The 26,640-nt window shown below is 72.4% G+C and carries 26 protein-coding genes; 19 read left to right on the top strand and 7 right to left on the bottom strand.

What is annotated here, in order from left to right:
• Nucleotides 1-217: 217 nt before the first annotated feature.
• The 3 genes from ACGF3C_RS27565 (at nt 218) to ACGF3C_RS27555 (ending at nt 3,162) form a co-directional block, all read left to right on the top strand.
• A complete protein-coding gene (locus tag ACGF3C_RS27565; protein ID WP_393226507.1) occupies nt 218-1,162 on the top strand; it encodes a polysaccharide deacetylase family protein in 945 nt (314 codons plus the stop codon).
• Nucleotides 1,163-1,534: 372 nt separating this feature from the next.
• Complete coding sequence (locus ACGF3C_RS27560; RefSeq protein ID WP_357223176.1) at nt 1,535-2,104, top strand: RNA polymerase sigma factor; 570 nt, start codon at nt 1,535-1,537, stop codon at nt 2,102-2,104.
• Between the two features lie 74 nt (nt 2,105-2,178).
• Nucleotides 2,179-3,162 (top strand): hypothetical protein, encoded by a 984-nt coding sequence (locus ACGF3C_RS27555; RefSeq protein WP_393226506.1) that lies wholly within the window; start codon nt 2,179-2,181, stop codon nt 3,160-3,162.
• Between the two features lie 59 nt (nt 3,163-3,221).
• On the opposite strand, the gene ACGF3C_RS27550 is transcribed toward ACGF3C_RS27555, so the two are convergent.
• Nucleotides 3,222-4,628 carry a lysine 2,3-aminomutase gene (locus ACGF3C_RS27550; RefSeq protein WP_357223170.1) on the bottom strand — a complete coding sequence of 469 codons (1,407 nt, stop codon included), beginning with the start codon at nt 4,626-4,628 and terminating at the stop codon, nt 3,222-3,224.
• 153 nt (nt 4,629-4,781) lie between these two features.
• On the opposite strand from ACGF3C_RS27550, the gene ACGF3C_RS27545 reads away from it, so the two are divergent.
• The 9 genes from ACGF3C_RS27545 (at nt 4,782) to ACGF3C_RS27505 (ending at nt 15,183) form a co-directional block, all read left to right on the top strand.
• A complete protein-coding gene (locus ACGF3C_RS27545) occupies nt 4,782-5,831 on the top strand; it encodes a zinc-binding alcohol dehydrogenase (protein WP_393226695.1) in 1,050 nt (349 codons plus the stop codon).
• A 4-nt stretch (nt 5,832-5,835) separates the two neighbouring features.
• Complete coding sequence (locus tag ACGF3C_RS27540) at nt 5,836-7,401, top strand: amidohydrolase (protein WP_357223167.1); 1,566 nt, start codon at nt 5,836-5,838, stop codon at nt 7,399-7,401.
• Nucleotides 7,398-8,957, top strand: coding sequence for a lysine 5,6-aminomutase subunit alpha (locus ACGF3C_RS27535; protein ID WP_393226504.1), 1,560 nt, complete (start codon nt 7,398-7,400; stop codon nt 8,955-8,957). Before ACGF3C_RS27540 ends, ACGF3C_RS27535 begins: the two co-directional genes overlap by 4 nt.
• On the top strand, nt 8,954-9,748 hold the full coding sequence (locus tag ACGF3C_RS27530; RefSeq protein ID WP_357223162.1) for an OAM dimerization domain-containing protein: 795 nt from the start codon (nt 8,954-8,956) through the stop codon (nt 9,746-9,748). Before ACGF3C_RS27535 ends, ACGF3C_RS27530 begins: the two co-directional genes overlap by 4 nt.
• The gene (locus ACGF3C_RS27525; RefSeq protein WP_357223158.1) at nt 9,745-10,137 is read left to right on the top strand and encodes a hotdog domain-containing protein; all 393 of its coding nucleotides are present in this window, start codon (nt 9,745-9,747) and stop codon (nt 10,135-10,137) included. Before ACGF3C_RS27530 ends, ACGF3C_RS27525 begins: the two co-directional genes overlap by 4 nt.
• Nucleotides 10,134-11,471, top strand: a complete 1,338-nt coding sequence (locus ACGF3C_RS27520) for a glutamate mutase L (RefSeq protein ID WP_393226502.1) — start codon at nt 10,134-10,136, stop codon at nt 11,469-11,471. Before ACGF3C_RS27525 ends, ACGF3C_RS27520 begins: the two co-directional genes overlap by 4 nt.
• A 564-nt stretch (nt 11,472-12,035) precedes the next feature.
• Entirely contained in the window at nt 12,036-13,730 is a 1,695-nt protein-coding gene (gene lnt, locus ACGF3C_RS27515) for an apolipoprotein N-acyltransferase (RefSeq protein WP_393226693.1), read from the top strand.
• A gap of 34 nt (nt 13,731-13,764) precedes the next feature.
• The gene (locus ACGF3C_RS27510; RefSeq protein WP_357234695.1) at nt 13,765-14,574 is read left to right on the top strand and encodes a polyprenol monophosphomannose synthase; all 810 of its coding nucleotides are present in this window, start codon (nt 13,765-13,767) and stop codon (nt 14,572-14,574) included.
• A gap of 90 nt (nt 14,575-14,664) precedes the next feature.
• Nucleotides 14,665-15,183 carry an FxsA family protein gene (locus tag ACGF3C_RS27505; protein ID WP_355007467.1) on the top strand — a complete coding sequence of 173 codons (519 nt, stop codon included), beginning with the start codon at nt 14,665-14,667 and terminating at the stop codon, nt 15,181-15,183.
• Nucleotides 15,184-15,257: 74 nt separating this feature from the next.
• On the opposite strand, the gene ACGF3C_RS27500 is transcribed toward ACGF3C_RS27505, so the two are convergent.
• The 3 genes from ACGF3C_RS27500 to ACGF3C_RS27490 all read right to left on the bottom strand — a co-directional run bounded on the left by ACGF3C_RS27500 (nt 15,258) and on the right by ACGF3C_RS27490 (nt 18,361).
• Entirely contained in the window at nt 15,258-15,599 is a 342-nt protein-coding gene (locus ACGF3C_RS27500) for an RNA polymerase-binding protein RbpA (RefSeq protein WP_091398247.1), read from the bottom strand.
• Between the two features lie 231 nt (nt 15,600-15,830).
• Complete coding sequence (locus ACGF3C_RS27495; RefSeq protein WP_393226500.1) at nt 15,831-16,985, bottom strand: hypothetical protein; 1,155 nt, start codon at nt 16,983-16,985, stop codon at nt 15,831-15,833.
• Between the two features lie 26 nt (nt 16,986-17,011).
• Nucleotides 17,012-18,361 (bottom strand): MFS transporter, encoded by a 1,350-nt coding sequence (locus tag ACGF3C_RS27490; RefSeq protein WP_393226498.1) that lies wholly within the window; start codon nt 18,359-18,361, stop codon nt 17,012-17,014.
• A gap of 56 nt (nt 18,362-18,417) precedes the next feature.
• Here ACGF3C_RS27490 and ACGF3C_RS27485 point away from each other — a divergent pair, with 56 nt between their 5' ends.
• The 3 genes from ACGF3C_RS27485 to ACGF3C_RS27475 are packed head-to-tail and all read left to right on the top strand — an operon-like array spanning nt 18,418 to nt 21,271.
• On the top strand, nt 18,418-19,065 hold the full coding sequence (locus ACGF3C_RS27485; protein WP_393226496.1) for a TetR/AcrR family transcriptional regulator: 648 nt from the start codon (nt 18,418-18,420) through the stop codon (nt 19,063-19,065).
• Nucleotides 19,066-19,121: 56 nt separating this feature from the next.
• Nucleotides 19,122-20,453 (top strand): flavin-containing monooxygenase, encoded by a 1,332-nt coding sequence (locus tag ACGF3C_RS27480; RefSeq protein WP_393226494.1) that lies wholly within the window; start codon nt 19,122-19,124, stop codon nt 20,451-20,453.
• Nucleotides 20,450-21,271 carry an SDR family NAD(P)-dependent oxidoreductase gene (locus ACGF3C_RS27475; protein ID WP_357233199.1) on the top strand — a complete coding sequence of 274 codons (822 nt, stop codon included), beginning with the start codon at nt 20,450-20,452 and terminating at the stop codon, nt 21,269-21,271. Before ACGF3C_RS27480 ends, ACGF3C_RS27475 begins: the two co-directional genes overlap by 4 nt.
• A gap of 10 nt (nt 21,272-21,281) precedes the next feature.
• On the opposite strand, the gene ACGF3C_RS27470 is transcribed toward ACGF3C_RS27475, so the two are convergent.
• Nucleotides 21,282-21,932, bottom strand: coding sequence for a LysE family translocator (locus tag ACGF3C_RS27470; RefSeq protein ID WP_357233197.1), 651 nt, complete (start codon nt 21,930-21,932; stop codon nt 21,282-21,284).
• A 229-nt stretch (nt 21,933-22,161) separates the two neighbouring features.
• On the opposite strand from ACGF3C_RS27470, the gene ACGF3C_RS27465 reads away from it, so the two are divergent.
• Together ACGF3C_RS27465 and ACGF3C_RS27460 are read left to right on the top strand one after the other, a co-directional pair.
• The gene (locus ACGF3C_RS27465) at nt 22,162-22,650 is read left to right on the top strand and encodes a DUF1992 domain-containing protein (protein WP_355007473.1); all 489 of its coding nucleotides are present in this window, start codon (nt 22,162-22,164) and stop codon (nt 22,648-22,650) included.
• A gap of 32 nt (nt 22,651-22,682) precedes the next feature.
• On the top strand, nt 22,683-23,225 hold the full coding sequence (locus ACGF3C_RS27460; RefSeq protein ID WP_357233194.1) for a GNAT family N-acetyltransferase: 543 nt from the start codon (nt 22,683-22,685) through the stop codon (nt 23,223-23,225).
• 171 nt (nt 23,226-23,396) lie between these two features.
• On the opposite strand, the gene ACGF3C_RS27455 is transcribed toward ACGF3C_RS27460, so the two are convergent.
• Nucleotides 23,397-23,963: a maleylpyruvate isomerase N-terminal domain-containing protein gene (locus ACGF3C_RS27455; protein WP_393226691.1), complete on the bottom strand. Its 567-nt coding sequence runs from the start codon at nt 23,961-23,963 to the stop codon at nt 23,397-23,399.
• Nucleotides 23,964-24,078: 115 nt separating this feature from the next.
• Between ACGF3C_RS27455 and ACGF3C_RS27450 the strand changes: the two genes are divergently transcribed.
• Entirely contained in the window at nt 24,079-25,059 is a 981-nt protein-coding gene (locus tag ACGF3C_RS27450) for a helix-turn-helix domain-containing protein (RefSeq protein WP_357233192.1), read from the top strand.
• A gap of 12 nt (nt 25,060-25,071) precedes the next feature.
• On the opposite strand, the gene ACGF3C_RS27445 is transcribed toward ACGF3C_RS27450, so the two are convergent.
• Entirely contained in the window at nt 25,072-25,548 is a 477-nt protein-coding gene (locus tag ACGF3C_RS27445; protein ID WP_357235033.1) for a hypothetical protein, read from the bottom strand.
• A gap of 115 nt (nt 25,549-25,663) precedes the next feature.
• Between ACGF3C_RS27445 and ACGF3C_RS27440 the strand changes: the two genes are divergently transcribed.
• Entirely contained in the window at nt 25,664-26,638 is a 975-nt protein-coding gene (locus ACGF3C_RS27440; protein WP_393226491.1) for an ABC transporter ATP-binding protein, read from the top strand.
• Nucleotides 26,639-26,640 lie beyond the last annotated feature (2 nt).

Below are 26,640 nucleotides of genomic sequence, written 5' to 3'. Positions count from 1 at the left end.
CTTCCCTACCCAAACCAGGCACCACAACCCCATGATCGACGGAGCAGGGCCTTCCCGCCTCGCCGATCTTGCACTTTCTGTTGCGGCATTTGGGGCATCCCGCTCAATCCGACGACCGCAAGTGCAAGATCGGCGAGGCAGGGGCGGGGCGAGACGGGGGCGGGTCGGGGTGCGGGCGGGGCAGTGAGGGTGGTTCGCGTTTGGGATGATCGGCGGCGTGAATCGGGGTCGGCTTCGTCCGTTGTGGTGCGGCGTACTCGCGGCGGTGGCCGTTGTCGGTGGTGCCGCGTGTACGGCGTCCCGGGTGCCGCCGCCGGACCGGCCCGTCTTCGTCGGGTCGTCGGCCTCGTCGCCCCCGGCCGGTGCGCCGTCGGCCGGTGCGCCGTCGGCGGTGCCGTCGACAAGTGTTACTGCGGAGGTGCCGTCGGCCAGCGTCTCGTCGCCGCCGGTGGTGGTTGCCACGGTGCCGGGCGCGACGCCCATCGGGACCAGGGCGCGGGTGGTGGATCACGGGCCGCGCAGCGGCGCCAAGGTCGCGCTGACCTTCGACGCGGACATGACCGACGGGATGTTGGCCAGCCTGCGGGCCGGTCGGGTGAAGTCGTACGCGAACCTGCGCATCCTCGACCTGCTGGAGCGGGAGCAGGTGCCGGCGAGTTTCTTCCTGACCGGCAAGTGGGTGCAGCGGTATCCGGACGTGACCCGGCGGATCGCCGGCAACCCGCGCTTCGAGTTGGCCAACCACACCTACGGGCACGCGGCGTTCACCGCGGACTGTTACGACCTGCCCCGGTTGCCGGTCGACGAGCTGGCCCGCGACGTGGCGAAGACGTTCGAGGTGATCGCGCCGTACGGCGGTCGGCAGACCCGGTACTTCCGGTTTCCCGGGTTGTGCCACGACGCTGCGGCGTTGGACGCGTTGGCGCCGCTGGGCGTGACAGTGGTCGACGGGGACGTGGTCAGTGGCGATCCGTTCGCGACGGCGTGGAAGCCGTTGGTACGGGCGGTGTTGGACCATGTTCGCCCCGGCTCGGTGGTGATCATGCATGTGACCGAGGCGAACGCGGCGATGACCGATGAGGCGTTGCCGCACATCCTGGCCGGGTTGCGTGAGCGAGGGTTGGTGCCGGCGCCGTTGTCCGAGGTGCTGACCGGCGGCTGAGGCGACCGAGGGCATCACGCTCGTTCCGCGTTGACCCGTGCACTCTCGTCGTCGCCGCGGGTGGACCGCCGGGCGTCATTGCCAGCATCAGCACCAGGATCGCGATGGTGGTGACGAGCTGGACGGTCGCTGGCAGGGTGACGCCGAGCAGCGGCAGGAAGTGCGGGAACACGTAGGTGCGGGCGGCCATCTGGCTGCGGGCGGCGGGGTCGGCGCTAGTCGTCGGCGGTGCGTGGTGTTCCCGGATTGAGAATTCCGCTGAGGGAGCGCCGTGGGTGGTTGTGGGCTGTGCCGGCAGCTGCTGGGGCCGAGCGTTGCGAGGTGGGTGTCGAGGGCTGTCACGGTTGGGGCCCCGCCGGACATGGAGTGGATGTGAGCTCCGGCATTGAGTACTACGAGGACCGCTTCCGGCGCGTCTATCTTGAGCACTTCGAGCCGTTGTTGGCGTACGCGCTGCGGCGCGTCGCGCATCCCGAGGACGGGGCCGACGTCGTCGCGGAGACCTTCCTGGTCGCCTGGCGGCGCAGGCATGACATTCCGGCCGACGGTGAAGCTCGGCTCTGGCTGTACGGCGTGGCCCGGCGGGTGCTGGCCAATCATCACCGGGGTGGGGTTCGCCGGCAGAGGTTGGGTGAACGGCTGCGTGAGCAGATCGCCGTCGTGGTGGCCGCCGATCCGGGCAGTGAGGTGCCTGAGCGGCTCGCTGTCCGGGCGGCGTTGGCGGGTCTGGGTGAGCTGGACCGCGAGGTGTTGATGCTCACCGTGTGGGAGGGCTTGCAGCCGCGAGAGGTGGCGGCGGTCCTGGGTGTGGGTCCCACCGTGGTGCGGGCACGGCTGTCGCGGGCGCGAGCCAGGCTGCGCGAACTGGTCGGTGACGACCTCGGCCCGCCTGGACATGTACTCGACGTGCTGACCGCAGCGACCCGGAAGGAGCAGAGATGACCGAGGAACACCTTGACCGGCTGGTTCGGGAAGCTGACCCCGCTCGGCGGGATTTCATCGGACAGCTTGACGGGATGAAGCAGACCCTCCTGGGGGAGATCATGTCCGAGTCGACGCTCGATCGGTTCGTGGAACCACCGCGAGGGCAACCGAGTGTGCGTCGCTTCGCTGGTGTGGCGGCGGTGGTCGTGGTCCTTGCCGCCGTCCTGGCCGTCTCTGTTCTGCCGGGCGAGCCCGGGGAGGTCGGGGAGGTGGCTTCCGCTCCCAGCGCCGGTGCTCCGGTCGTCTACTCGCCGGTGGCGATGCGGGCGGCGGAGAAGAATCCGCGGCTGCTGATCAACCAGCCCGGCTGGAAGGCGACGGTCGTCTACGGGTTCACCCAGGAGACGGGGACCATCACCTTTCGCAACGGTGGACGCGAGTTGGAGTTCGACTGGTATCCGGCTGACGGTTACGCCGGCCGTTACGCCGACCGGCTCCACGTCAGTCGTCCGAAGGCTGTGCAGGTCGATGGCTGGCCGGGTGACCAGTTCGAGTATTCCGCCAGCGACTTCGAGGTGTTGCTCCGTCCCCGTGACGGGGTTTTCGTCGAGTTGCGTACCGGGGGTGACTGGTCTCGGGAGGAGTTCGCCCGGGTCCTCGCGGATGTGGTCCGGGTGGATGCGCGTACGTGGTTGGGTGCGCTTCCGCCGGAGATCGTCACTCCCGAGCGGGTGTTGGCGCGGGCGGGCGAGGTGCTCGTGGACGTGCCGCTCCCGCCGGGCTTCGACGTCGCGGCGCTGGTTGACGTCGGTATCAACGATCGCTATCAGTTCGGTGCCGCTGTGACGTCGCGGGTGGGTTGTGGGTGGATCGCGGAGTGGCAGCGGGCGCGGGCGAGTGGGGATGAGGCCGGGGTTGTGCGGGCCGCCGAGGCGCTGCGGAGCAGCCACGGGTGGCGGGTGCTGCGGGACATGGACCGGGCTGGTGACTGGCCGGAGGTGTTCTGGGAGTACGCCGACGAGATCGCGGCCGGGAAGCTGCGGGCCGGTTATTCGCAGGGTCTGGGCTGCGCCTGACCACTGAGTGCGCGACACCCCCGGGGAGTGGTCTCCCCGGGGGTGTCGTCGTCGGTGGGTCAGTCGTCGCGGTGGTCGTGCCACCACTGCTGGCCGTTGGTGGGCAGGGTGTCGATCGGGTCGTAGTAGGCGTAGCGCTTGTTGAGCGCCTCCAGGTCGGCCGATTCGATGGAGGTGCGGTAGTTCTTCGTCCAGTAGGAGATGCCGCGCTCACGGTCGTAGTCGGTGAGCATGTGCACCCAGCGCTTACCGACGAAGGGGACGTCGCAGACGATGCGGGGGGTGGCGTAGCCGGGGAGGTAGCCCATGATGTCGTGTTGGAGTTGTTGGGCGTGCCAGACCGGGACCCGCCAGTGTTCGGCGTTGGGGATCATGTCGCACATGTAGAAGTAGTACGGCAGGATGCCGGCTTCGCCTTGGAGGGCGAAGCAGAGGTCGAGCAGTTCCGGGGTGGTGGCGTTGACGCCGCGCATGAGGACGCCCTGGTTGCGGACGTCGCGGACGCCGACGTCGAGGGCGGTCTGGGCGGCCTTGGCGACCAGTGGGGTGAGTGACTGGGCGTGGTTGACGTGGGTGTGGATGGCGAGGTTGACGCCGCGGCGGGCGGCGGTGCGGGCGACGCGTTCCAGGCCCTCGACGACGTCGGGTTGCAGCCAGTGCTGGGGTAGGCCCATGAGGGCCTTGGTGGCGAGCCGGATGTCGCGGACCGTTTCCAGTTCCAGCAGGCGCATGAGGTACGACTCGAGGTTGCGCCAGGGGACGTTGGCCACGTCGCCGCCGGAGACGACCACGTCGCGGACGCCGGGGTGGGCCTTGAGGTAGGCGATGTGGGCGTCGTAGCGGTCGACGGGCTTGAGGGTGAGTTTGAGTTTGTCGACGGCGGGGGTGGAGTTGCCGACGAGGTCCATGCGGGTGCAGTGTCCGCAGTACTGGGGGCAGGTGGAGAGCAGTTCGGCGAGGACCTTGGTGGGGTAGCGGTGGGTGAGCCCTTCGGCGACCCACATGTCGTGCTCGTGGAGGCTGTCGCGGCTGGCGTAGGGGTGTGAGGGCCAGTCGGTGCGCCGGTCGGAGGCGACCGGGATCATGTAGCGGCGGATGGGGTCGGCGAGCAGGGCCTCGGTGGTGAGGGTCGCGAACGGCACCATCGTGTTGATCATTTGTGGTGGCACCAGCATGGACATGGTGGCCATTGCCGACTGGTCGGCTTGGAGGTCGGCGTAGAAGGTCTCGTCGATCAGGTCACCGAAGACGGCGCGGAGCTGCTTGATGTTCTTGACGCAGTTGACGCGTTGCCACTGGGCGGATTCCCACTGGTCGCGGGTGACGTGGCGCCAGCCGGGGAACCGGGTCCAGTCGGGTTCGACCAGGGGGCGGCGGTGGTATTCGTAGGGCTGCCCGGCGGTCGGTACGGCGACCGGGGCGTGACGGGGTTGAGGGACGGTCTCAACCGGTTGGGTCTGGGTCACGGCCCCTCCTCGGTGTTGCGGCTGATCATCGAAGCCCGAAGGCTACTGGAAAATATTCGGTACAGAAACTAGTCTGCCGTAAGTTTTCCCGTTACGCGAGCCTTGACCGGGGCTTCGGGCGGCTGGACAGGGGAGGTCGGCGTGACGTCACCGGTGGGACTGCACCGCGTCGTGCAACCGGCGGGGGTGCTGCCGCAGGCGGCCTGGCGCCTGGACACGTCGGCGGCGATCGCGCCGAACGAGGTGCGGATCCGGGTGCAGCGGCTCAACCTGGACGCGGCGAGCTTCCGGCAGTTGTCGGAGAAGCACGGCGGCGACGGTGACGCGGTCCGCGCCGAGGTGCTGGAGATCATCGCTACCCGGGGGAAGATGCAGAACCCGGTGACCGGGTCGGGCGGGATGCTGATCGGCACCGTCGAGGAGGCCGGTCGGCGGTCCCCGCTGGGCCTCAGGGCGGGGGAGCGGGTCGCGACCCTGGTGTCGTTGACGTTGACGCCCCTGGTGATCACCGATGGGTTGGCCCGTTGGGACGGGCGCAGCGAGCAGGTGCCCTGTGAGGGGTGGGCGATCCTGTTCGCGCGCTCCATCGCCGCGGTGCTGCCCGACGACGAGGACCCCCAGTTGTCCCTCGCCGTGCTGGATGTGTGCGGTGCGCCCGCGCTGACCGCCCGGGTGGTGTCGCGCTACGTCGAGGAGCGTCGGCGTGGCGGTGATCCGACACCGGTGCGGGTCGCGGTGATCGGTGGGGCGGGTAAGAGCGGGTCGCTGTCGCTCGCTGCGGCGCGACGGGCGGGCGCCGCGCGTACCGTCGGGGTGGTGCCGGTGGCGGCGGAGCGCGACGCGCTGACGGCCGCCGGCCTGGCGTCGGTGGTGGCGCTGGCCGACGCGCGCGACCCGGTGGGGCTGTCCACGGCGGTGACCACCGCGTTGGGGGTGCCGGCGGACGTGACGGTGGTCTGCGTGGACGTGCCGGGGTGTGAGCACGGGGCGGTGCTGGCCACCGCTGACGGCGGCACGGTGATTTTTTTCTCCATGGCGACGAGCTTCTCCGCGGCGGCCTTGGGCGCGGAGGGGTTGGCGGCGGACGTGACGATGCTGGTGGGCAACGGGTACGTGCCGGGGCACGCGGAGTTGGCGTTGGGGCTGTTGCGGGCCGAGCCTGGGGTGCGTCAGCTGTTCGCGGCGCGGGTCGCGGCAGACTGAGGTCATGACGAACCCCTCGACGTTGTACCGCGGCGGCGTGCTGCACTGCCCCGCCGACCCGAGCGCCACCGCGCTGCTGGTGTCCGGTGGGCGGATTGCCTGGTTGGGGACCGACGGTGACGCGCCGCCGGCCGACCGGGTGGTGGACCTGGGCGGGGCGTTGGTGACGCCGGCGTTCGTCGACGCGCACGTGCACGCCACCGACACCGGGTTGACGTTGTCCGGGTTGTCGTTGTCCGGGGTGCGCTCGGCGGGGCAGTTGCTCGACGCGGTGGCGGGGTTCGCGGCGGGTCTGCCGGCGGACGCGGTGGTGCTCGGGCACGGCTGGGACGAGTCGGGGTGGTCGGATCCGACGTTGCCGGACGCCGCGGCGTTGGACCGGGCCGCCGGTGGTCGGCGGGTGTACCTGTCGCAGGCGTCGATCCACTCGGCGTTGGTGTCGTCGGCGTTGCTGGCGGCGTGCCCGCAGGCGGCGCAGGCGCCCGGGTACGACGCGTCGGGCTGGTTGCGGCGCGACGCGCACCACGTGGTGCGGGCGGCCGCGCAGGCGTCGGTGAGTCGGGCGCAGCGGGTCGGGGCGCAGCGGGTGGCTCTGGCCCATGCTGCGTCGTTGGGGATCGCGGCGGTGCACGAGTGTGGTGGCCCGGAGATCTCCGACGAGGAGGACTTCACCGGTCTGCTGGGCATCTCGGGCGCGGGCCTGCCGGAGGTGTACGGGTACTGGGGTGAGTTGGGTGGTGCGGCGCGGGCCCGGGAGTTGGGCGCGGTCGGCGCCGGTGGGGATTTGTTCGCCGACGGGGCGTTGGGGTCGCGTACGGCGCACGTGTCGCAGCCGTACGGCGACGGTGAGGGTTGCGGGCACGGGTACCTGTCGGTCGAGCAGGTGCGTGATCACCTGCTGGACTGCGCGGCGCACGGCATGCAGGGCGGTTTCCACGCCATCGGTGACGCGGCGATCGGCACCGTCCTGGACGGGTTCGCGGCGGCGGCGCGGACGGTGGGGGTGGAGCGGTTGCGCGCGGCCCGGCACCGCATCGAACACGCGGAGATCATGAGCAAGGCGTTGATCGCGCGGTTCGTGGAGTACGGGGTGGTGGCGAGCATGCAGCCGGCGTTCGACCGGTTGTGGGGTGGTGCGGGCCGGATGTACGAGGCGCGGTTGGGGTTGGACCGGTCGTTGGAGTCGAACCCGATGGGTGCGATGCACTCGGTGGGGGTGGCGTTGGCGTTCGGGTCGGATTCGCCGGTGACGCCGCTGGACCCGTGGGGGTCGGTGCGGGCGGCGGTCGCGCACCACAACCCGGCGCAGCGGATGGGTGTGCGGTCGGCGTTCGCGGCGCACACCCGGGGCGGGTGGCGGGCGGTGCACCTGGACGTCGAGGGGGTCCTGGCGTTGGGTGCGCCCGCGACGTTCGCGGTGTGGTCGACGCCGGCGGGGGTGGAGCGGGGTCTGCCGGTGTTGCAGGCCGAGGACCCGGAGGCGCGGGGTCCGCAGGACCCGACGCCGTTGCCGGTGTGTCGGCGTCTGGTGCTGCGCGGTGAGGTCATCTACGAGGAAGGGTCATCATGACCGGGAAGCTTGATCTTGATCCGGTGCTGGTGGCGCGGGCGCGGGAGTTGGCGCGTCGGGCCGGGCAGCCGGTGGTGGACCTGGCCCGCAGCCACACCACCGTGTCGGTGGAGCGGGCGGTCCTGCGGTTGGCCGGGGTGACCGGCGCCGACCCGGATGGCATTCCGTGGGTGAACCGGCTCGTCGAGGCGGTCGCCGCGGATGTGGGGTTGGGTCACGGGGTGGCAATGCCGGTGTTCGACGCCCTGGTGCGCGAGGGCAGCACCGACGTGACGTTGCTGGCGCAGAAGGCCGCCGCCGGGTCGGTGCGGTTCACCCAGCCGACCGGGCGGGCGGCCACGGCGGCCCGGTCGGCGGCGCGTAAGGCCGTCGGCGCGGGTATCCGGCGCATCGACCGGCGGCGCGCCGAGCGGGACCGGCTGGTGAAGCGCCACGGCGACCCGGCGCAGCGGCCGTGGATCTACCTGATCGTCGCCACCGGCGACATTTACGAGGACATTCCGCAGGCGCAGGCGGCGGCGCGCGCCGGCGCGGACGTGATCGCGGTGATCCGTTCCACCGGGCAGTCGTTGCTGGACTACGTGCCCGAGGGCGCGACCCGGGAGGGCTTCGCCGGCACGTACGCCACGCAGGAGAACTTCCGGCTGATGCGTGCGGCGTTGGACGAGTCGTCGAAGGAGGTGGGCCGCTACGTGCGGTTGACCAACTACGCGTCCGGGCTGTGTATGCCGGAGATGGCGACCCTGGCCGGGTTGGAACGCCTCGACATGATGTTGAACGACTCGATGTACGGGATCCTGTTCCGCGACATCAACCCGGTGCGCACGTTCGTCGACCAGCGGTTCTCCCGGCAGGTGCACGCCCGCGCCGGGATCATCATCAACACCGGTGAGGACAACTACCTGACCACCGCCGACGCGGTGGACGAGGCGCACACGGTGACGGTGTCGCAGCTGCTCAACGAGTTCTTCGCACACGAGGCGGGGTTGGCGGACTGGCAGTTGGGGTTGGGGCACGCGTTCGAGATCAACCCGGAGGTGCCGGAGTCGTTCCGGTTGGAGTTGGCGCACGCGTTGCTGGCCCGGGAGTTGTTCCCCGACGCGCCGTTGAAGTGGATGCCCCCGACGAAGCACATGACCGGTGACGTGTTCCGGGGCAACCTGCTCGACGGGTTCTTCAACCTGGCCGGCGCGATGACCGGTCAGGGCATCCTGCTGGTGGGGATGATGACCGAGGCGGTGGTGACGCCGTGGTTGTCCGACCGGGACATCGCCCTGCAGAACGTGCGCTACGTGCTGGGTGCCGCCGGTGGGTTGCACGAGGACTTCGTGCCCGCGCCGGGCGGGTTCATCCGCCGCCGCGCCAACCAGGTCCTCGGTGAGGCCCTCGATCTGCTGGATCGCATCGGGGAGCAGACGCTGCTCACGGCGATCGCCGAGGGCACCTTCGGGATCATGAAGCGGCCCGCGGACCGCGGCAAGGGCCTCGACGGGGTCGCCGCGCACGAGGCCGACTACTGCAACCCGGCCACCGACATCCTGGAGGCGGCGGCGTGAGCGAGCACAGCGAGCGAACCGGCCAGCACAGTAGCGAGCACAGCGGCAAGGCGATCGTGCGACCGTACGGGGACACCACCGGTGACGGCATGGTGCAGGTGTCGTTCACCCTGCCGGTGACCCACGACAAGCGCGCCGAGGGCGCGGCGGTGCAGTTGGCCAACAAGATGGGCATGGACCCGGCGATGGTGGTGCACGCCAAGCCGATGGGTGACGGGTTCACGTTCTTCGTCGTGTACGGGCGGGTCAACCACCTGGTCGACCTCAACGCCGTGCAGGTGGTGGAACGGGACTTCGCGCTGCTGTCGGCGAAGGACGTCAACACGGTGATCAAGCAGCGGTTGCGGCGCAAGCTGTCAGTGGTCGGTGCGTGCATCGGCACCGACGCGCACACGGTGGGCATCGACGCGATCCTCAACGTCAAGGGCATCGCGGGCGAGAAGGGCCTGGAGTACTACCGGGAGTTGAAGGTCACCAACATGGGCGCGCAGGTCAGCGTGCCGGAGCTGGTGGAGACCGCCCGGGCGGAGAAGGCCGACGCGGTGCTCGTGTCGCAGGTGGTCACCCAACGCGACGCGCACCTGCACAACACCCGGGAGATGTCGGCGGCGTTCCGGGAGGCGATGCCGGCGGGGCGGCGTCCGCTGCTGATCGTCGGTGGTCCCCGCTTCGACGAGACGATGACCGACGAGTTGGGCGTGGACCGGATCTTCGGTCGGGGCACCACGCCCGGCGAGGTGGCCAGCTACCTCGTGCACGCCCTGATCACGCAACGGAAGGCGATGGCATGACCGACGCACGGCTCGGGTTGACGGTGACACACCGGCGGTATGTGCCGTACTCGCACGCCCACTACGCCGGCAACCTCGTCGACGGGGCGTACGCCCTCGGGTTGTTCGGCGACGTCGCCACGGAGGTGTGCATCCGCACCGACGGCGACGAGGGCCTGTTCGCCGGGTACGCCGATGTGCGTTTCCACGCGCCGGTGCACGCCGGGGACGTGGTCGAGGTCACCGCGCGGGTGTCGCGGGTGGGCAGCCGCAGCCGCACCCTGGAGCTGAGCTGCGCGGTGGTGTGCCGGGGTCGCCCGGACCGTTCCGCGTCCGCCGCGGAGGTCCTCGATCCGCCGATCGTGGCGGTCACCGCGACCGGCACCGTGGTCGTTCCCGCCGCGTCGTGACCCTGGCGGTCTGCGCCGACGTGGGTTCCACGTACACGAAGGTGGCGGTGGTGGACCTGGCCGGCGGTGTCCTGGCCGGCGCGGCGTCGGCGCCCACCACGGTGGGCACCGACGTGCTGCACGGCCTGGACGCCGCGGTCGCGGCGGCCACCGCCGGGCTCGGTGTGCGCGACGTTCCCTGGTACGTGTGCTCGTCGGCCGGGGGTGGGTTGCGGCTGGCCGTGATCGGCTACGAGCCGCTGGTCACCGCGCAGGCCGGCCGGCGGGTCGGGTTGTCCGCCGGCGCGCACGTGGTGCACGTCGCGGCCGGGCGGCTCGGCGCGGCCGACCTGACGGCGTTGCGGGCGGCCCGCCCCGACGTGGTGCTGCTCGTGGGCGGCACCGACGGCGGCGACGCCGACACGATCACCCACAACGCCACCCGCCTGGCCCGGGCCCGGTGGCGGCGGCCCGTCGTGTACGCGGGCAACGCCGACGTGCGCGAGCAGCTGACCGGGCTGCTGCGCGACGCCGGGGTGCCGGTCACCGACGCCGACAACGTCCTGCCGCGCATCGGGGTGCTCGCCCCGGCGTCGGCGCGGGCGGCGATCCGCGCGGTGTTCCTGCGCCACGTCATCGGTGGTAAACGACTGTCACGGGGCGCCCGGTTCGCGCGGTTGGTGCGGGCGGCCACCCCCGACGCGGTGCTCACCGGTGTGGAGGTGCTCGCCGACACCCTCGGCGGTGATCTGGCGGTGGTCGACGTGGGTGGGGCCACCACCGACGTGTACTCGGTGCTCACGCCCGACGAGCGGGCCACCGGGCCGGGCCGGGAGGTCGCCGGCAGTCTGTGGCGGGCCCGCACCGTGGAGGGCGATCTGGGCATGCGGTGGAGCGCCCCCGGGGTGGTGCGGGCCGCCGCCGAGGAACGGCTGCTCACCGACGGCGAAGCCGACGACCTGGGTGCCGCCGTGGCGCGCCGGGCGGCCGACCCGGCGTTCCTGGCCGTCGACGACGTCGAGCGGGCCGTGGACCGGCGCATCGCCACCCTCGCCGCGACGGTGGCGCTGCGCCGGCACGCCCGGGGCGCCGCCACCGGTGAGCGCGCCGGGCGGGACCTGCGCGACGTGCGGATGCTGGTGGGCTCCGGTGGGGTGCTGCGGCACTCGCCGGCCGATGTGTCCGGGCAGGTGCTGACGGCGGTCCTGGCCGACCACGCCGGCGGGTGGGCGCTGCCGCGCGCCGCCGCCGCGGTGGTCGACGCCGACTACGTGCTGGCCGCCGGAGGGCTGCTCGCCGAGGAGCACCGGGCGGCCGCGCAGGCGCTGCTACGTGAGCACCTGCGTACGCATTGAGACTCGCCGACCCGACACGCCGTGTCGCAACACACGACAGGCCGGCTGCGGGTTGACAACCGACGGGGGTCGGCACGTACCGTCTTTGAGTCCTACCACGGGAAGCGGCTGTTGTTCGCTTCGTCCCTTCGTCCGCTGGCCGAGCGACATGTTCGAGCGTCATCGTCGCGGCGGCCAGGTCCAGCGGGCGGGGGTCGGCGGGGCGGCGCGAACCGGCCGCGGTTACCGGTGTACGGGCAGGGTGAGGTGCACGGCCAGTAGACAACGGCCCGGCGGGGGCAGCCAGTCCACGTCCGGTCGGTCCGAAGGTCGTCGTGCCCCATCCTCGCCACACCGGCCGGGAAGGGCCTGGGAGCATCGGGGCGCGGCGAAAGCCGCGCCCCGATTTCATGTCGTGCTTCCCCCACACGCTCCCGGCGATCTTGCGGTTTCCGTCGTTGATGTGGGCAGGAATGCCCCTTGTGTCGGCACCGGAAGTGCACGATCGGCGAACAGGGGGCCCGGCCAGCGGGACCGTCAGGCGGGTAGCCTTCGCCGGGTGATCGAGGTGAAGCTGCGGTGACGATGCTGGACCGGGATGAGACACCCGCCCCCACGGTGATCAGCGCGCCGGCCGTCGTGGGTCGCCCCCTGCCGCTGCGGGTCGCCGTGCCCCTGGCCGTGGCCGCCGGGCTGGCCCTGCTGGTGGCGTTCCCCCCGTACGGGGTGTGGCCGCTCGCGCCGGTCGGGGTGGCGTTGCTGGCCGCCGCCGCGCACCGGCGGCGGTTGCGCGCCGGCGCCGGTCTGGGCTTCCTGACCGGGTTGGCGTTCTTCGCCCCGCTGCTGGCCTGGACGAACCTGCACACCGGCTACCTGCCGTGGGTGCTGCTGACGCTGCTGCAGGCCGGCTACCTGGCGTTGCTGGGCACTGCCACCGCCTGGGTGTCGCCGCTGGTCGACCGCGCCCGCTGGGCCTGGCCGGCGCTGACCGGGCTGCTCTGGGTCGGGCAGGAGGCGCTGCGCGACCGCACCCCGTTCGGCGGGTTCCCGTGGGGGCGGTTGGCGTTCAGCCAGGACGACTCGCCGCTGCTGCGGCTGGCCGCGCTGGGCGGCGCCCCGTTGGTCACCTTCGTCGTGGCCCTCATCGGCGGGTTGCTGGTCACCGCCGTCTGGCGGGGCTGGGCCACCGCCCAGCACCACGCACCCGAGCCCACCACGGCGAGCGACGCCGCGCCGGGCGCTGACAGCCCGCTGGACGGCCCCGCACGCACCGGGGGTGCCGCCGGGGGTCGCTGGGCGCCGGTGGCCGTACCGGCCGTCGTGGCCGTCGCGCTGACCGCCGGGGCGCTGCTGGTGCCGGTCGCCTCCGCCGGGTCCGGCGCGGACGTGACCGTGGCGATCGTGCAGGGCAACGTGCCCCGGCTGGGCCTGGACTTCAACGCCCAACGGCAGGCGGTGCTCAACAACCACGTCGACGCCACCATCGAACTGGCCGAGCGGGTCGCCGCCGGGCAACAACGGCGACCCGACCTGGTGGTGTGGCCGGAGAACTCCAGCGACATCGACCCGCTGCGCAACCCCACCGCCGGGGCGCGCATCTCCCAGGCCGCCGACACCATCGGCGCGCCGATCCTGGTCGGCGCGGTGCTGCTGGGCCCCGACGCCGGGCAGGTCCGCAACGCGGGCATCCTGTGGCACCCCGGCACCGGCGCTGACCTCGAGCAGCTGTACACGAAACGCCACCCGGTGCCGTTCGCCGAGTACGTGCCGCTGCGCGACGTGGCCCGGATGGTCAGCAAGAAGGTCGACCTGATCCGCAACGACTTCGTGCCCGGAAGCACCCCGGGCGTGGTACGCGCCGGCCCCACCGTGCTCGGTGACGTGATCTGCTTCGAGGTCGCCTACGACGAGGTGGTCCGCGACACCGTCACCGGCGGCGCGCAACTGCTGGTGGTGCAGACCAACAACGCCACCTTCGACGTGGCGGAGGCCCGCCAGCAGATGGCCATGGTGCGGCTGCGGGCGGTGGAGCACGGACGGCCGGCGTTGATGGCCTCAACGGTCGGGGTGTCCGGGTTCGTCGCACCCGACGGGCGGGTAAGCGATGCCACCGGGTTCAACACCCGGGAGGTCGTGGTGCGGCAGTTGCGGCTCGACGACGGACGCACCCTCGCCACCCGCCTCGGCTGGTGGCCCGAGGTGGCGCTCGCCGCGCTGGCCGCGGCGGCCCTGGTCGGCGCGGCGGTGCTGCGCCGGCGGCAGCGGGTCAGGCCCGGATAGCAACAGCCGGTACGCCGGCGGGAGCGGAGGAACCGTGATCCAGGCGACCGATACGATCCGACGCGCGGACGAGGTGCCCGGGGTGGGCCGGGTGCTGGTGGTGATCCCCACCTACAACGAGGCCGACAACATCGCCGTGATCGTGGGCCGCGTCCGGCGGGCCGCCCCGGCGGTGCGGATCCTCATCGCCGACGACAACAGCCCCGACGGCACCGGCGCGATCGCCGACGCCCTCGCCGACGGCGACGCGCACGTGCAGGTGCTGCACCGCCAGGGCAAGGAGGGCCTCGGCGCGGCGTACCTGGCCGGGTTCGGATGGGCGCGCGAGCGTGGCTACCAGGCGGTCGTGGAGATGGACGCCGACGGCTCGCACGCCCCGGAGGACCTGCCGGCGCTGCTGGACGCCGCCCGCGACGCCGACGTGGTGATCGGCTCCCGGTGGACCAGTGGCGCGCGGGTGCTCAACTGGCCGCTGCGACGGCTGTTGCTGTCACGCGGCGGCAACCTGTACGCGCGCCTGGCGCTGGGCATGCCCGTCTCGGACGCCACCGGCGGTTACCGGGTGTACCGGATCAGCGCGTTGGACGCCATCGACCTGGAGTCGGTGACCTCGCAGGGCTACTCGTTCCAGGTGGAGCTGTCGCGGCTGGCGCACCGGGCCGGGGTACGGATCGTCGAGGTCCCGATCACCTTCGCCGAGCGGGAGCGCGGCGACAGCAAGATGAGCCCGAAGATCGTGGCCGAGGCGCTGTGGCGGATCACCGCCTGGGGGGTGCGCGACCGGCGCCAGGCGGTACGCCGGGGCCTGCACGGCACCGCCACCGGCCAGGCACGGTGGCCGTGAGGGTCGGGCACGGTGGCCGTGGGCGCGGCCGTGTCATGCTGGATGAGCGGAACACGTCCGTGGTGTCCGCAGGAATGGCGATGAGGTGAGATGCGCCGAGGACTGAGGTTCGTACCGTTGGCCCTGTTGCTGGCGGTGGTGCTGGAGCTGGCGGTGTTCGTCGGCGTGGGACGGGCGCTGGGGTTCGGCGCGGCGGTGTTGCTGGTGTTCGCCGCGTCCCTGCTGGGGCTGGTCCTGCTGCGCCGCGAGGGGATGCGCGCCTGGCGTGGGTTCCGGGCCGCGGCGTCGGCCGGGCAACCCCCGGGTGGGCAGGTGACCGACGGGCTGGTCGGGCTGGCCGGGGCACTGTTGCTGGCGGTGCCCGGCCTGGTCAGTGGGCTGGTCGGGTTGCTGCTGTTGGTGCCGCCGGTGCGTCGACTGGCCCGCGTCGGGGTGCGCCGCGCCACCGAGCGGCGGGTGTCGTCGATGGTCGCCGGTGACCTGTTCGGGCCCCGCACGGTGCGGGTGCGCCAGGGTGCGCCGCAACCGACACCGCAGCCGGAACAGCCCGTGGTGGTCGACGGCGGTCGCGCCATCGAGGGCGAGATCGTCGAACCCGGCCGGCACTGACACCACCCCACACGCAGACACGACGACGCCCCCGGGGAGAACCCCGGGGGCGCCGTCGTCGTACGTCGTGCGGCTCAGGCGCGGCCGCGGCGGGTCCGAACCTCCTGCAGGCGTTCCTCCAGGATGTCCTCCAGCTCGGCGATGGAACGCCGCTCCAGAAGCATGTCCCAGTGGGTACGCGGGGGCTTGGCCTTCTTCTGCTCCGGCTCGTTGCCGTCGACGAGTCGGGCGACGCTGCCGTCGAACTTGCATTCCCAGGTCGTCGGGACCTCGGCGTCGACGGCGAACGGCACCTCGAACTGGTGGCCCTTGGCGCAGAGGTACTCGCGGGTCTGACGCGGCGCGAGCTCCGTGTTGCGGTCGGATTCATAGCTCACCGCGCCAAGGCGGCTTCCGCGCAGCATACGCTCGCCCATGATCGACTTCCCCTCGTTCGTGGTGCTGGTCTTCTGGGTGTAACGGTGCGTCCCCGTCGAGCCATTCCCGCCCGAGGGCGTGAGGCGTCCACGGGTGGGCCGGGACCAAGGGTAGCCGGCCGGGACGCTCACCCGGTGAGGTGATCCCCAGGCGGGTCGGGACGGCGGTGCGTGTCCGCTGCCACCGGGGTGGTTAACCGCTTGAGCCTACCGAAGGTTGCGCCACGATCGTCAGGTGGCGTCCTTGGCACTGGTGGCGCCGAGGCGGGCCAGCGCCAACGCCAGGTCGCTGACCTGGTCACCGAGCTGCGCCACCCGCCGCTGCGCGAGATCCCGGTCGGTCTCGGCGGCGTCGAGTCGTACCGTCAGGGCGGTGCGGTGACCCTCGGCGGTCGCCGCGGCCTGCCGGGCCACGGTCAGCTCGGCGGTGAGCGTGTCGCGCTGGGCGGCCAGGGCCGCCACCTCCGCGCGCAGCCGCGCCGCGACCTCGGCGGCCTCCTGCCGGGCGTCGTCGGCCTGCCGGGCGGCGACCTCGGCGCGGTCGCGGGCCCGGTCGGCGTGCTCGCGCGCGCGGGCGGCGTCCGCGGCCTCGGCGCGGGTCCGCGCCGCGTCGGCGCGCGACTGCTCGATCTGGCGCCGGACGTCCTGCACCTCGGCCTGCCACCGCCCGGCCCGCTCGGTCGCCTCGGCGGCGGCCCGGCTGGCCCGGTCGGCCTCGGCGCGCAGCGCGTCGCGTTCCACGCTCAGGTCGGCCACCCGCTGCCGTTCGGCGTCGCGCTCCGTGCGCAGGTCCCGTGCCTCGGTGCGGGCCTGGTCGCGGTCGCGTTCGGCCTGGGCGCGCAGCGCCTCGGCGGCGCTGGCGTCGTGGCGCGCCTGGTCGCGGGCGGCCTCGGCGTGCTGTGCCCGCTCGTCGGCGGCGGTGCCCTGCCGCTGGGCCAGCTCGGCGCGGTGGCGGGCGTCGTCGGCCTCGGCGCGGGCCTCGCGGGCCAGCTCGCGGGCGCGCGCCGCGTCGGCCGCCGCGTTGTCGGCGTCGTCGCGGGCCTCGTCGCGTTCGGTCTGCGCCGCCGCGACCTCGCTGGCGGCCTCCGCGCGGACCTGCGCGAGCTGCCGCTGCACACCCACCGGGGACAACTCGGCGTGCAGCGACTCGGTCAACGTCTCGACGATCTGGTCGAGCCGGTCCACCGCCTCCCAGGTGCGGGCCACCTGCCCGGGCAGACCGGGGGCGTTGCGGTGGCGCATCCGGCTGTTGCGCGAGGCGCGCTGGCAGGCACCGTCGTTGTCGCGGCAGTAGCGAAACGGTCGACCCGCGCCGACGCGCTGCGGCACCGGCGCTCCACAGTGGGCGCACGGGCGGGTCTCGGTGGTGCTGGGCTGGGCGTCCATCGAGGGCGAAGTCTAGTGCCGGCCGATCAGCTCGCCGCCCGGGCCGTCGTGTCCAGGGTGTAGCGGCGTTGCAGCAGCACCGCCGCCAGCATCGCCACCGCCGGCAGCAACCCGAAGCCGTAGCGGACCGCCGCGAGCGCGGCGTCCGGCTGCACCGGTGACTCACCGGCCGTGGAGGCCACGAAACCACCCACGGTCAGGCACAGCGCGTACGCGTACGGCCCCAGGGCCGCGCCGGTGGCCTCGGTGGCCGTCCACACCCCGGTGTAGGTGCCGGCCCCGGTGCCGCCGGCGTTGCGGATCACGTCGGGCAGCATCGAGAACGGCAACAGCTGCATGCCGGCGAACGCCACCCCGAGCACCGCCACCGCGCCGATGAGCACCGGCAGGCCGGCAGGTCGGCCCACCGCCAGCACCAGGGAGCCGATCGCGAACGCGCCCTGCGCGCCGAGCAGCGCCCGCTGCTTGCCGACGCGTCGGGCCACCACCAGCCAGGCCGGGGTGACCAGCAGTGCCGGCGCCACGAACGCGGCCACCAGCACCGTGGTCAGGCCGGGGGCGCGCAACTCGTACTCGGCGTAGTAGGGCACCCCGGCGAGCACCAGGTGGGTCGTGGTGGACATCGCCAGGTACGCGGCGACCAGCCACCGGAACTGCCTGTCGCGCAGCGCCGTGCGCAACGCCCGCCACCCGCCGTGCCCGGGCGCGGTGCTGGCCGGCGCGGACCCGCGCAGCCGGGCGATGCCGGCGACACCGACCAGCATGGCCACCAGCATCCCCACGGCCAGGACCACGCCCATCCGCTGGTAGCCGCCCCGCGTCGCGGCGTCGCCGCCGGTGAGCAGCGGGGCCAGCAGCCCGGAGACCAGGATGCCCAGGGTCAGCACCACCATCCGGAACGCCATCAGCCGGGTGCGTTCGTCATAACCGATGCGCAGGTCGGCCGGGGTGGCCAGGTAGGGGACCTGGTAGGCGGCGAAGAGCAGGTTGCCGGCGATGAAGAACACCGCCACCCACGCGGCTGCCGGCGTGCCGGTCAGGCCGCCGGGTACCGCGAAGAGCGCGGCGAACGCGACCGGCAGGGCGCAGCCGATCAGCAGCAGGCGACGACGGTCGCCGCGTCGGGTCTGCTCGACGTCGGCGCGGTGCCCCACCCACGGGTGCAGCAGCACGTCGGCGACCTTCGGCAGCAGCAGCGCCAGGCCGGCCAGCCACGGCGCGACGGCCAGCACGTCGGTGAGGAAGTAGAGCAGCAGCAGGCCGGGCACTGTCACCCAGACGCCCATGCCGAGCGAGCCGGCCGCGAAGCCCGCCAGCGGGCCGCGTGGCAGTGTCGTTTCGGTGGCGGCCACAGGCCGCCGGTCCAGCCCGGTCATCGCCGCATCCTCTCCGCAATCCAACGGTTGCTGGATTCTAGGGGCAGAATGGCGCCATGACCATGCCCCGCCGCCGCCCGGGTCGGCCCCGCCGCGACGAGACCCGGCCGACCCGCGAGGTGGTGCTCACCGCGGCGACCGCGCTCTTCGCCGAGCGGGGCTTCGACGCCGTCGGGCTGCGGGAGGTCGCCGCCGCCGCCGGCGTCGACGTCGCCACTGTCGCGCACCACACGGGTACGAAGGCAGCGCTCTACGACGCGTGCTTCGCCCGGGTGTTCGCCGCCGAGCGGGACGTCCTCAACGAGGCCGCCGAGCAGGCCCGCGCCGCCCTCGACGCCGGTCCGGACGCGGCGCGACGGGCCCTGCACGAGCTGGTCGACGTCTTCGTCGACTTCCTGGAGGACCGCCCCGAGACCACCGCGCTGTGGTTGCGCCGCTGGTTGGAACCGCAGCGGCACGCCGAGCTCGACCAGCGTTACGCCGACCCGTTGTACCGGCTGGTCGCGGAGCTGCTCACCGCCGCCGCGGCGACCGGCGCGCTGGCCGAGCCGACCCCGCATATCACCGTGCGCAGTCTGGTGTGGGCGACGCACGGGCATGTGGTGGCGCTGGCCGCGGGCGCGCCCGGCGCTCGGGAACGGCGCGAGTTCCGGGTGTTCGTGCATCGTCTGCTCGACGGGCTGTACGGATCACCGACCCCTTGACGGGCCGCCGCCGTACGACGATTATCCATCGGACGTTGGATTAAATGGGGGCGGCAATGGGCGTACCACCTCGGGTGGCGGTGATCGGGGCTGGTGCCGCCGGGCTCACCGCGGTCAAGGCACTGCGCGACGTCGACGTGGCGACGGTGGGCTTCGAGGCCGCCGGCCAGGTCGGTGGCCTCTGGGTGTACGGGGCGCCCGACTCGCCCGCGTACCGCACGCTGCACCTCAACACCAGCCGTGGTCGCACCCAGTTCGCCGACCACCCGATGCCGACCGACTGGCCCGACTACCCCGACCACAGTCGTGTCGCCGGTTACCTCGCCGACTACGCCGCGCGCTTCGGCCTCGCCGACAGCATCCGGCTGGGGCACACCGTGCAGCGGGTCACCCAGCACCCCGACGGCACCTGGACGGTGGCCGCCAGCGGCCCGACCGGCCCGGTCGAGGTCACTGTCGACGCCGTGGTCGTCGCCAACGGGCACAACCGGGTGCCCCGGCTGCCCGACCCCGGCTACCCCGGCAGCTTCACCGCCGAGCAGATCCACAGCCACGACTACCGGGGTCCGGAGCAGTTGGCCGGCCGGCGGGTCCTGGTCGTCGGCGGCGGCAACTCCGCGATGGACATCGCCGTCGACGCGTCGTACGCCGCCACCCGCACCCTGCTGTCGTTGCGCCGGGGCGTCTGGGTGGTACCGAAGTACCTGCTGGGACGACCCTCGGACACCCTCAACGGGGCGTTGGCCCGCCGACTGCCGTGGCGTCTGCGCCAACGCATCACCCAGACGATGCTGAGCGCCACCGTCGGCAACCCCAGCCGCTACGGGCTGCCCGCGCCGACGCACGGCTTCCTGCAGGACCACCCGACGCTCTCCGACGGGTTGCTGTCGCGGCTGACCCACGGTGACGTCGAGGCCCGACCCGGCGTCGCCGCCCTCGACGGCGACCGGGTGGAGTTCACCGACGGTCGCAGCGACACCGTCGACCTGATCATCTGGTGCACCGGCTACCGGGTGGACGTCCCGTTCCTCGACCCGGCGTTGCTCGCCGGAGGCGCCGACACCCTGCCGTTGTACCGGCACGTGTTCCACCCCGACGCCCCCGGGCTGAGCTTCGTCGGGTTGATGCAGTCCACCGGCTCCGCGTTCCCCCTGGTAGAAGCGCAGGCCAAGCTGATCGCGGCGCACCTCGCCGGCCGGTACACGCTGCCGGACCCGGCCCGACAGCGCGCCGCGTGCCGGGCCGAACTGCGGGCCGCGACCGCCCGCTGGGGTCAGCGCCGCCCGGCGATGCGGGTGGACTTCGACGTCTACCTGGCAGAGCTGGCCCGGGAGTTGACCGTCGGGACCCGCCGCGCCCGCCCCACCCCGAGCGGAGCCGGGCGGTGACGAGATCGCTGACCGGTCGGCGGGTGCTGGTCACCGGGGCGAGCGGGACCTTCGGCCGACACCTCGGCGCCGCGCTGAGCGCCGCCGGCGCCCGGGTGGTGGGGCTCGACCTGCACGCCAGTTCCGACGGCGACGTGCCGGTGCTGGCCTGCGACCTGACCGACCCGGACGCCGTACCGGCGGGGGTGCGGGCCGCCGTCGACCGACTCGGCGGGCTCGACCTGCTGATCAACAACGCCGGTGTCGGTGGTCCCGCGCCGGCCGAGTTGCCGCCCGACGAGGTGGTCCGCCGGCAGTTGGAGGTCAACCTGCTCGCCGCCTGGCGTACCACCGCCGCCGCGCTGCCCCCACTGCTCACCGCACGCGGACGGGTGATCTTCGTGGCCAGCCGGATGGCGGTGCTGCCGCTGCCGCTCGCCGCCGCGTACGGGGTGAGCAAACGGGCCCTGGTCGCCTACGCCGACGCGCTGCGCCACGAGGTGGGCACCCACGTCGGGGTCAGCGTCGTCTACCCGAGCATGGTCGCCTCACCGATCCACGACAGCACCGCCGAGGCCGGGCTGTCCCTGCGAGGGGTGTCGCGCCCCGAGCCCGTCGAAGGAGTGGTCGCGGCGATCCTGCGGACCGCCACCGCCCGGCGGGCGCCCCGGGACGTGGCGACCACCGCACGCGGTCGGCTGGAGATGGCCGTCGGCCGGCACGCGCCCGCGCTGGCCGACCGGCTGGTACGCCGTACCCTCGCCGCCCGCCTCGCCGCCGGTGACCTGGACGCCGCGCCGCTGGCCGCGGGGATGCTCGGCCGCCACCGCGGGCGCTGACCGCCCGGGGTCAGGGCGTGGCGACGGCAGCGCGCGAGCGGTCGGCGGCGATGCGCACGGCCAGCGCCGCGAGCGCGGTGCCGGTGACCCACCGCTGCACCCGCAACCACACCGGCCGGCGGGCGAAGAACCCCGCGAGGGCGCCGGCGCTGAGCACGATCATCGCGTTCACGCTCAGCGCCACGATGATCTGGGTCAGACCGAGCAGCAGGCTCTGCGCGGCCAGGTGCCCCCGCGTCGGGTCGATGAACTGCGGTAACAGCGACACGTAGAGGATCGCGATCTTCGGGTTCAGCAGGTTGGTGACCAGGCCCATGGTGAACAGCCGCCGGGGCGGGTCCGGTGGCAGCGGCGCGGGCCGGAACGGTGACTGCCCACCCGGACGCAGCGTCCGCCAGGCCAGCCAGAGCAGGTAGCCGGCGCCGGCCAGCTTCACCACCGCGTACAGCGTCGGCACCAGGACGAAGACGGTGGCCAGGCCGGCGACCGCCGCCGCCAGGTAGACGCCGAAGCCGGCGGCGACCCCGAGCAGCGAGATGAGCCCGGCACGGCGGCCCTGCGCCACCGAGCGGGAGACCAGATAGACCATGTTCGGGCCGGGCGTGAGCACCAGCCCCAACGCCACCAGCGCGATGCCCAGCAGTGCACCCGTACTCACCATGACGCTTCCCCCGTCCGATGGATCCCTCACCGACCGTAATCGGAATGAACGTCCCCACCCAGGGCCACCTGGCAGGCCGTGGCCTGCGATCCGCAGTGATCCACTCGCGTTCGGTGCGGCGGCAGCACCGTGGGCGGGAATGCTCACTGTCGCGGGCGTGCTGACCCCTGGCAAGGGCGTGTCGCCGGCCGCAGGCGGCGCGTTACGGTGGCCAGGGAGGTGCCGCACGGTGACCGAGGCGTGGAAAGCGTCAGTAGAGGCGAAGATCCAGGATGCCGTTCAGCGCGGCGAGTTCGACCGCCTGCCCGGCATGGGCAAGCCGATCCCCGGTCGGGGGGCGCCGTATGACGAGGCGTGGTGGATCAAGAGCTTCCTGGAGCGCGAGGCGCTCCCCAGTGACCTGCTCCTGCCCACGTCGCTGCAACTGCGCCGACGCATCGAGCAGGTCCCCGACGAAGTCCGTGACCTGCCCACCGAACAGTCCGTCCGCGACTTCGTGGGACAGCTGAACGCGCAGATCGTGGCGTGGCTGCGCTTCCCCGACGACGGCCCCCGGGTCGCGGTGCGTCCGGTGAACACCGAGGACGTGATCCGCCGCTGGCGCGCCGAACGTGCCCGCCCCAAGGTCACCACAACCGTCACCGAAGCGGCGGACGTGCTGGCGCCAGCGCGCCGACCCCGCCGTAGCTGGTGGCGGCGGTGGCGCCGTCGGGGCTGACCGCCGGGCCACCGCCACGGCAGACTGTGCCGATGCTGATCGAATCGCGGTCACCCGACACGCCCTCGACGCCGGGTGTCGCCCTGCGTCAGTGGTGCGCCGACGACCTGGATGAGCTGGTGCGGGCGTACCGGGATCCGGTCCTGCGCCGCTGGACCAGAGCTCCGGTGACCAACGCCGCCGAGGCCCGACGGTGGCTGGAAGGCGCGCTGCGCGACTGGGCCGACGGGCGGCGGTACACCTTCGCCGTCCTCGAAGAGCAGGCCGACGGCTCCCGGCTGGTGGGCAACGTGGTGCTCAAGGGAGTCACGGCGGAGCGCCCAGCCCCGGAGGTCGGCTACTGGACGGCGTCGTGGGCACGCGGCCGTGGCGTCGCCCCGCGGGCGGTCACCGCGCTGAGCCGCTGGGCGTTCGGCCGGTTCCCCGACGTGGCGCGTCTCGACCTGCTGCACCAGGTGGACAACGTGGCGTCCTGCCGGGTGGCGCAGAAGTCCGGCTTCGTGTTCCAGGAGGTGTTGCCGGCCCGGCCGCCCTTCCCACTCGACGGCCACCGGCACTCGCTGCACGCCGGCTAGCACTGTCGACACCTCCCCGCGTCGACCGTCCGTACCTGTCGCGAACGGACCCGAACAGGTCCGAACACTCGTTCCCGGCCGCGACGGCGCGAACGCGGATACGGTCCGCGCCGAGCGCCCGTGACCGTGGCCTATCTCGGGCGACCACCCACCCCGCAACGCCGGTGCGAGTCAGTCGACGGCGGCTTGCCAGCTCCAGGAGGTGCGCCGGGCCCGACCGGGCAGCTCGCCACGGCCGGTCATCCAGAGCAGCACCTCGGCCGCCGCCCCGCCTGGGGCGTCCGGGAAGAGTCGGCGCAGCACCAGCGCGCTCAGCCGCTGCGACGGCTGCCACGGCACACCGAGACCGAGGGTGATGTCGTGGGCGTGCAGCAGAGTCTCGGCCACGCCCATGGCGGCGAAACCGGCCGGGTCGCACGGACCCCAGTGCCAGGCCCGCACGTCAGGCGAGGCGGCGTCGGCGGCGGCGGCGAGCAGACCAGCGCAGGCCCGCACCACTGTGAGCACCTGCGTCGGGCTCGCGTCGGGGGAGACCCGCAGGTCGTACGGCAGATAGCCGTCATCCGGGCGGCCGGTGACCTGGCCCGCGTACGCGAGGAGATCGTGCGCGACGTGCGCCGCTGTCGTCCAGCAGCTCCAGCTCAGCGAGCCGGCCGGCACCGACCAGTCGCCGTCCCGGTGGGGCAGCAGCACCCTGGTCATCTCGTCGGCTGCCTCCCGAATGTCGGCGCCGGTCACCGTCGACACTCGCCAACCCGCCGGGTAGCACCGGGCGTGGGATTCCCGTCGCGGGTGAAGAAAGTCGAGGCATGCAAGAATCCATCTTCGCATATGCGGGGAGGCGAGCGGAGTGTTGCCCAACCTGGTTTTGGACACGACGGTGTTGCCTCCGGCGGACCGATTCGCTTTCTGGTACGCCCTGGTGGCTCAGGAGACGGCACCGGTGCACATCAGCAGCGGTCACCTGGACAATTTCGTGGCCTACGCCCAGGCCATCGATCTCGGCCGCATCCGGATGACCTCTTTGCGCTACCCGTCGCTGGACGCGATCCGGCCCACGAAACTGGTCCGCAGAATCGAGGGGGATTTCTATCAACTCGCGATCCCACTGACGGGTCACAGCACGTTGATCCAGGACCGCACCGAGTCCACGCTGGAAGCCGGGAACCATTTCACGCTCCTGGACACCGCACGGCCGCACGTCGCACGACACCGCGTCGAGGGCTCCGGTCCCGCCACCACGATCACCGTGCAGATACCGTACGCGGCGCTGCCCCTGGCACCGGACCGGCTCCGCCGTCTGCTGGCCACGCCGATGCCGTCGCACCTCGGCGTCGGCGGGCTGTTGTCCCACCACCTGCGCAACATCGCGGCACACCCGGAGCAGTTCGAGCCGACCGAGGCGGAGATCCTGGGCGGGGTGGCGGTGGACCTGCTTACCGCAGCGCTCGCCCAGTACCTCGACATCGAGGACGCCCTGTCGCCGGAAGCGCGGCAGACCGCACTACGAGCCCGGGTCGTCGACTTCATCGACCGCCACCTCGACAGTGACGAGCTCGGCCCCCACAGCGTCGCCGCCGCCCACCACATCTCGGTGCGGTCGCTGCACCGGCTGTTCGAGGCGGAGGCGACAACCGTTGCCGAACTCATCCGCGCCAAGCGCCTGGAGCAGTGCCGGCGTGATCTCGGCAACCCGCTGCTGCGGCAGTCGATTCAGGCCATCGCCGCCCGTTGGGGTTTCCCGGACAAGGCTCACTTCAGCCGCCTCTTCCGTGCCCACTACGGACGTTCGCCGCAGGAGTACCGCACCGGCGTCGCTCGCCAGGACCGGTGACCCGACCGACCGTTACCGCCGACGGTCGCTCGGGTCGTCCGCGACGAAGTCCCGGACCGCGGCGCGGATGCTCTCGCCGTACGGGTCGTCCGGTAGCCGCACCAGGTGTTCGCGGGCTCGGGCGAGGTGCTCCCGGGCCGGGCCGACGTTGCCCAGGCGTCGGTGGCAGTCGGCCAGGTTGAGGTGCAGGGACGGCAGGAAAGCCTGGACCTGGAGCGAGGACAGATACCGCTGGGCGCGTTCGTCGGTCAGGTCGGAAACGGCGTCCAGGGCACGTTCGTCCCAGGCCAGTTCCGCCTCGGTGGTGTCCTGCAGATCGGCGAGGTAATGCGCCAGGGTGCAGCGGTGCAGGGCGTCCCCGGTGGGGCCGAGCTCGTCCCACAACGCGGTGAGCAGCTCACGGGCTCGGGCAGGTGCGCCGCTCTGGCCGAGCTGCACGGCCTCGACGATGCGGGTCATGGTCGGGTCGGCGGTCGTCTGGTCGGTCATGTCGCCGATGGTCGGGCCTCGACCCGGTCGAGGGTCAAATCCAGACCACGTCGAGAAATTACAAAGATCTGCTCAGATCTTGCACTCCACTGTCGACTCTACCTAGGCTGCCGGGGTGAGCGAACAAGCGCTGGTCGAGGCGACAGATCTGACGAAGGTCTATCCAGCACGTGGGTCCACGGCCGAGTTCCGCGCTGTCGACGGCATCGACTTCGCGCTTGAACGGGGTGAGTCGTTCGGGCTCCTCGGCCCCAACGGCGCCGGCAAGTCCACCACCATGCGGATGATCGCCGCCACGTCGCCGATCAGCGGGGGCAGCCTGCGCGTGCTGGGCATGGACCCGATGAGACAGGGACCGGAGATCCGGGCCAGGCTGGGTGTCGTCACGCAGGACGACTACCTGGACAACGAACTCACCGTGCGGGAGAACCTGCACATCTACGGGCGATACTTCGGCCTGTCGCGGGCCGTCATCCGCGACCGCGCGACCCGACTGCTTGACTTCGCCCAGCTGCAGGAGAAAGCCGGAGACCAGGTCGAGACGCTCTCCGGCGGCATGCGGCGGCGGCTCACCATCGCCCGCTCCCTGATCAACGAACCGGACATCCTGCTGCTCGACGAGCCGACCACCGGCCTCGACCCACAGGCCCGACACGTCCTGTGGGACCGGCTCTTCCAGCTCAAACAGCAGGGCGTAACCCTCATCCTCACGACGCACTACATGGACGAGGCCGAGCAACTCTGCGACCGCATCATCGTGGTCGACCACGGCCGCATCGTCGCGCAGGGCTCACCCCGGGAGCTGATCACCAGGTACGCCACCCGCGAGGTTCTCGAACTCCGCTTCCGCCTCGACGAACGCGACACCGCGGCGGAGAAACTGCGGACGTCGGCGCTGGCCACCGGCGGCAACGACACCGACGGCCGCGTCGAACTGCTTCCCGACCGGGTGCTCATCTACACCGCCGACGGCGAGGCGGCCCTCGCCACGGTGCACACCATGTCGCTCACGCCGCTCACCGCACTGGTCCGCCGCGCGACGTTGGAGGACGTGTTCCTCAAGCTCACCGGCCGATCGCTCATCGAGTAGCA

The sequence above is a fragment of the Micromonospora sp. NPDC047762 genome, assembly GCF_043204655.1.
Taxonomy (GTDB): domain Bacteria; phylum Actinomycetota; class Actinomycetes; order Mycobacteriales; family Micromonosporaceae; genus Micromonospora.
This window is presented reverse-complemented; position numbering and strand designations above follow the sequence as displayed.

What these genes read in the sequence shown, in the direction of transcription:
- ACGF3C_RS27555 (WP_393226506.1), top strand. Translation starts at nt 2,179, where the DNA reads ATGAAGCAGACCCTCCTGGGGGAGATCATGTCCGAGTCGACGCTCGAT.
- ACGF3C_RS27540 (WP_357223167.1), top strand. Translation starts at nt 5,836, where the DNA reads ATGACGAACCCCTCGACGTTGTACCGCGGCGGCGTGCTGCACTGCCCC.
- ACGF3C_RS27535 (WP_393226504.1), top strand. Translation starts at nt 7,398, where the DNA reads ATGACCGGGAAGCTTGATCTTGATCCGGTGCTGGTGGCGCGGGCGCGG.
- ACGF3C_RS27525 (WP_357223158.1), top strand. Translation starts at nt 9,745, where the DNA reads ATGACCGACGCACGGCTCGGGTTGACGGTGACACACCGGCGGTATGTG.
- lnt (WP_393226693.1), top strand. Translation starts at nt 12,036, where the DNA reads ATGCTGGACCGGGATGAGACACCCGCCCCCACGGTGATCAGCGCGCCG.
- ACGF3C_RS27505 (WP_355007467.1), top strand. Translation starts at nt 14,665, where the DNA reads ATGCGCCGAGGACTGAGGTTCGTACCGTTGGCCCTGTTGCTGGCGGTG.
- ACGF3C_RS27500 (WP_091398247.1), bottom strand. Translation starts at nt 15,599, where the DNA reads ATGGGCGAGCGTATGCTGCGCGGAAGCCGCCTTGGCGCGGTGAGCTAT.
- ACGF3C_RS27495 (WP_393226500.1), bottom strand. Translation starts at nt 16,985, where the DNA reads ATGGACGCCCAGCCCAGCACCACCGAGACCCGCCCGTGCGCCCACTGT.
- ACGF3C_RS27490 (WP_393226498.1), bottom strand. Translation starts at nt 18,361, where the DNA reads ATGACCGGGCTGGACCGGCGGCCTGTGGCCGCCACCGAAACGACACTG.
- ACGF3C_RS27485 (WP_393226496.1), top strand. Translation starts at nt 18,418, where the DNA reads ATGACCATGCCCCGCCGCCGCCCGGGTCGGCCCCGCCGCGACGAGACC.
- ACGF3C_RS27480 (WP_393226494.1), top strand. Translation starts at nt 19,122, where the DNA reads ATGGGCGTACCACCTCGGGTGGCGGTGATCGGGGCTGGTGCCGCCGGG.
- ACGF3C_RS27470 (WP_357233197.1), bottom strand. Translation starts at nt 21,932, where the DNA reads ATGGTGAGTACGGGTGCACTGCTGGGCATCGCGCTGGTGGCGTTGGGG.
- ACGF3C_RS27460 (WP_357233194.1), top strand. Translation starts at nt 22,683, where the DNA reads ATGCTGATCGAATCGCGGTCACCCGACACGCCCTCGACGCCGGGTGTC.
- ACGF3C_RS27445 (WP_357235033.1), bottom strand. Translation starts at nt 25,548, where the DNA reads ATGACCGACCAGACGACCGCCGACCCGACCATGACCCGCATCGTCGAG.